This is a genomic window from Nodularia sp. UHCC 0506 (assembly GCF_034931045.1).
In the GTDB taxonomy this organism is placed as follows: Bacteria; Cyanobacteriota; Cyanobacteriia; order Cyanobacteriales; family Nostocaceae; genus Nodularia.
In genome coordinates this window covers 1-3,237 of record NZ_JAYGHH010000095.1, presented here as the reverse complement: position 1 = coordinate 3,237, position 3,237 = coordinate 1, and the positions used below count along the sequence as shown (strand labels likewise).

Annotated in this window: 3 protein-coding genes; 2 read left to right on the top strand and 1 reads right to left on the bottom strand. The window is 41.6% G+C overall.

Annotation, left to right across the window (positions count from 1 at the left end; translation table 11 throughout):
• Positions 1-249: 249 nt before the first annotated feature.
• Positions 250-426 carry a hypothetical protein gene (locus tag VB654_RS25025; RefSeq protein ID WP_323216536.1) on the top strand — a complete coding sequence of 59 codons (177 nt, stop codon included), beginning with the start codon at positions 250-252 and terminating at the stop codon, positions 424-426.
• On the opposite strand, the gene VB654_RS25020 is transcribed toward VB654_RS25025, so the two are convergent.
• A complete protein-coding gene (locus VB654_RS25020) occupies positions 416-694 on the bottom strand; it encodes a hypothetical protein (protein ID WP_323216535.1) in 279 nt (92 codons plus the stop codon). The two genes, VB654_RS25025 and VB654_RS25020, sit on opposite strands and share 11 nt — an antisense overlap.
• A 930-nt stretch (positions 695-1,624) precedes the next feature.
• Here VB654_RS25020 and mobV point away from each other — a divergent pair.
• The coding region (gene mobV, locus VB654_RS25015; RefSeq protein ID WP_323216534.1) for a MobV family relaxase at positions 1,625-3,237 on the top strand (1,613 nt) is incomplete at its 3' end.

Genomic DNA, 3,237 nt, shown 5'->3' with positions numbered 1-3,237 from the left:
AACAATGACAAAGAAAAAAAATAAAAAAAATAAATTTCTATATTCACAAAAGTGAGTAGAACCCCTCAAAACTGGTGCGCTTGGTGCGGGTACTGCGTCAAAGCTTGATATAGCGTTGTTTCAGGCTGAGAACTGGTGCGGGTATTGGTGCGGGTATTGGTCAAACTGGTGCGGGTGGCATAGAAACGAGGATTTGTTTGAATTGGCCTGACAATTCTCTTCCACCATTCAAAATAGAAATTAGAGAAGATGATTCAAAATCAAGTCGAGGGAAAATTTTTTAGTCGCCCCCTCAAGGGTTGCTCCCTGCCAATTGGGAATCAGGCGTGGGATGTGAGTAACCACTTGATGGCGATCGCAACAATCAAATTGCGATCGCTTGCCCCGCCTCTAGCGCGATCGCCTCATTATCAAATCAGTAGTTAGGATCAATACCACAAATGCGGCGAATGAGATTAATTTGAGCTTCTAATTGATGCAGCGCCCAAAGAGTTGGCACACGCAATTGTTCACCGCGCACACCTTGTGAGTACAAAACCAAAGGAAGCCAATGAGCTTTGAGAGTAACCATCACCACATCAGACAGAGTAGACCCAGGAGAGATAGGGGAGGTCTTCAAAAAATTCAACACCTTACCATCGATGCTGTCACTGTCTCGTTTAATAGAAAGAATTTCTTGCTTGGCATTACTCATAAAAACACCACAAACAACGTAGGATTAAAGTAGAAACTAAGTACAGAAAAAGTAGCTTGAACTACAAATGCCCAACTGCTGCCCAATAGCCATAATATGACACAAAAATTGCATTACTTGCTGCTATTAGCAGTTAAAAGCAGTTGGACTGCAAAAATCCAGGTGAACCAAAAAACGTGACTCGACTGCTATTAGCAGTCAAAATTGGTCAAATTACGCCCAACTGTCACCTACTGGTTTTGAGTCAAATAGCCCTCTAATTCATACACAGAGCTACTTTGAGGCACTTTTTGCCATTTTCACTAGGTAACTTTGAGGTAACTTTGACGAAAAAACTATAATACATTGATGTTGCAAAAGTAATTCAAAAAACGGCTCAAAAAACATTTTGTAGGTGTTAATAATACAAATAGTTACAAAAGAGTGGTATCAGTCCTGGAAGAAAATTGAGTGAATCCGAAAACCTCTGATTATTGTCATTAAACCAAACTTATTGAGACTAAAACAGCCGAAAACCCTGATGATTACGTTAAAAGAGCCAGTGTTCAGCAAGCAGTCGCCCTGGCATTTTTGATAGTATTTTCAGATGAAAATTAACCCCAGAACAGCTTATTTATTATCATTAGCTCAAAATTATTGACAAGATGAAATCAGGGCAAAAATTGATAAATTAGTTATCCTTGAGAGCCGCTAAATGAACAATAATTCAGCCAATTTGATATAATTTTGAGAGATAGTTTTTATCAATTAGTAGCAGGAGACGCGCTACCCCACGACCGCATCAATCTGAGCTAAAATTTTCTAGTTACGTAGTGAGTACGGAATGAAAAATTATGGGGGAGTGGATACCGATATTGACACTCGCCCAGAGACAAACCATAATTACCCTTAATGGCATAAAATCCGGGCTAAATATACAACTGAGAACAGATGGCAGGGTTAGCAATTTTACGAGTAGGGAAGCTGAAATCTTTTGGCAACGTAGGGGGTAGTGAAGCCCATACAGCCAGACTTCAAGAAACTACCAATGCCGACCCAGAAAAAACAAATATCAGATTGATTGGGGACAACGACCATCCTTTAGAGGAAATAGTCAAAACCAAAATAGCCAGCAGCACAAAACACAAGCCCCGCAAAAATGCCGTGTTGTGTAGTGAAATGTTTTTGAGTGCCAGCCCCGAATATTTTCGACCTCATGACCCATCACTAGCAGGAGAGTGGGATGATCACCGGATGCTAGACTTTGCTAACACCTCAAAGAATTGGTTAATTTCCAATTACAGTCATAAATGCGTCAGGGCAGAATTGCACTTAGATGAAGCCACCCCCCACATTCACGCTTACATCGTTCCAGTCAACGATAAAACCAAACAACTCAGCCACAATGAAATGTTTGGGGGGTCAGCCAAAGAGTGCAGAATCAAATTATCCAAATTGCAGGATAGTTATGCGGTTGCACTAGCGCCATTGGGTATTGAACGAGGAGTCAAAGGCAGTAAAGCCAGCCACACCAAAATCAAAGAATATTACCAAGCAGTTAACAGCAAACCCTTGACTTTAGAACTGCAACGATTAGAACCCATATTGGGAGAAACAGCACAGCGATTCTATACTCGAATCAAAGCTGACCCAGTTATACAAACACTTGACCATCAGTTAGCGGATCGTCAACGCGCCATTGAACATGAACAACGAGCCGTTCAAAATGCTTTAGCTAGTGAAAGGATCAGGCAACAGCAAGAAACCAGAATCAAACAACTCGAATCAGAAAACTTGGTTTTGCGGCAGCAGACAGAAAAACTCAGTGACTTGCCCCTGGAGGATGTAGCTTGGCAGTTGGGCTTAGACAGTGACCATCAACAGCCGGGGATATGGAAAGGTCACGGACACATCATCAATATCAATGGTTCCAAATTTTATGAGTTTGCTCCAATCAAAGCAGGGGGAGTTGGGGCAGAGGTGCAGCAGGAAGAGAAAGAATTATTTTCCAATAATACCCTATCCTCAAATGCTTCCCCTCGTCTGTTCAACGGTAGTAGCGCAATTGAATTAGTAATGCACGTTAACCAGTGTAATGATCAGCAAGCTTACAAATGGCTGCATGATAGTTTTGGTGAAAGAGGGTTACAGAGGGCAGTTATCGCCAAAACTCAAAAAATCGCCACTGAATTTGCACAGTTGGAACCCAGACCCAAATTTGTACCCCCAGCACTGGATAACCAACAATGGCATAAAGTTGAAAACTATCTTACCGAGAAGCGAGAATTATTACCCAGTTTTATCCAAGCCGTTCATGATCAGGGTTTAATTTACGCTGACAAGCAACAAAACGCCGTGTTCTTAATGCGGAATTTGGATGGTGAAACCACTGGTGCATTTTTAAATGTGACACAAGGGGAAGATAACAGCTTTGAGGGATATGTGACAGGAAGTAAACGAACTGAAGGGTGGTTTCATTTAAAACTGGGAGGAGAACCAAAAGGCGAAATTGAAAAAGTTGTATTGTGTAAATCCCCCATTGAGGCACTGTCATTCGCCACTTT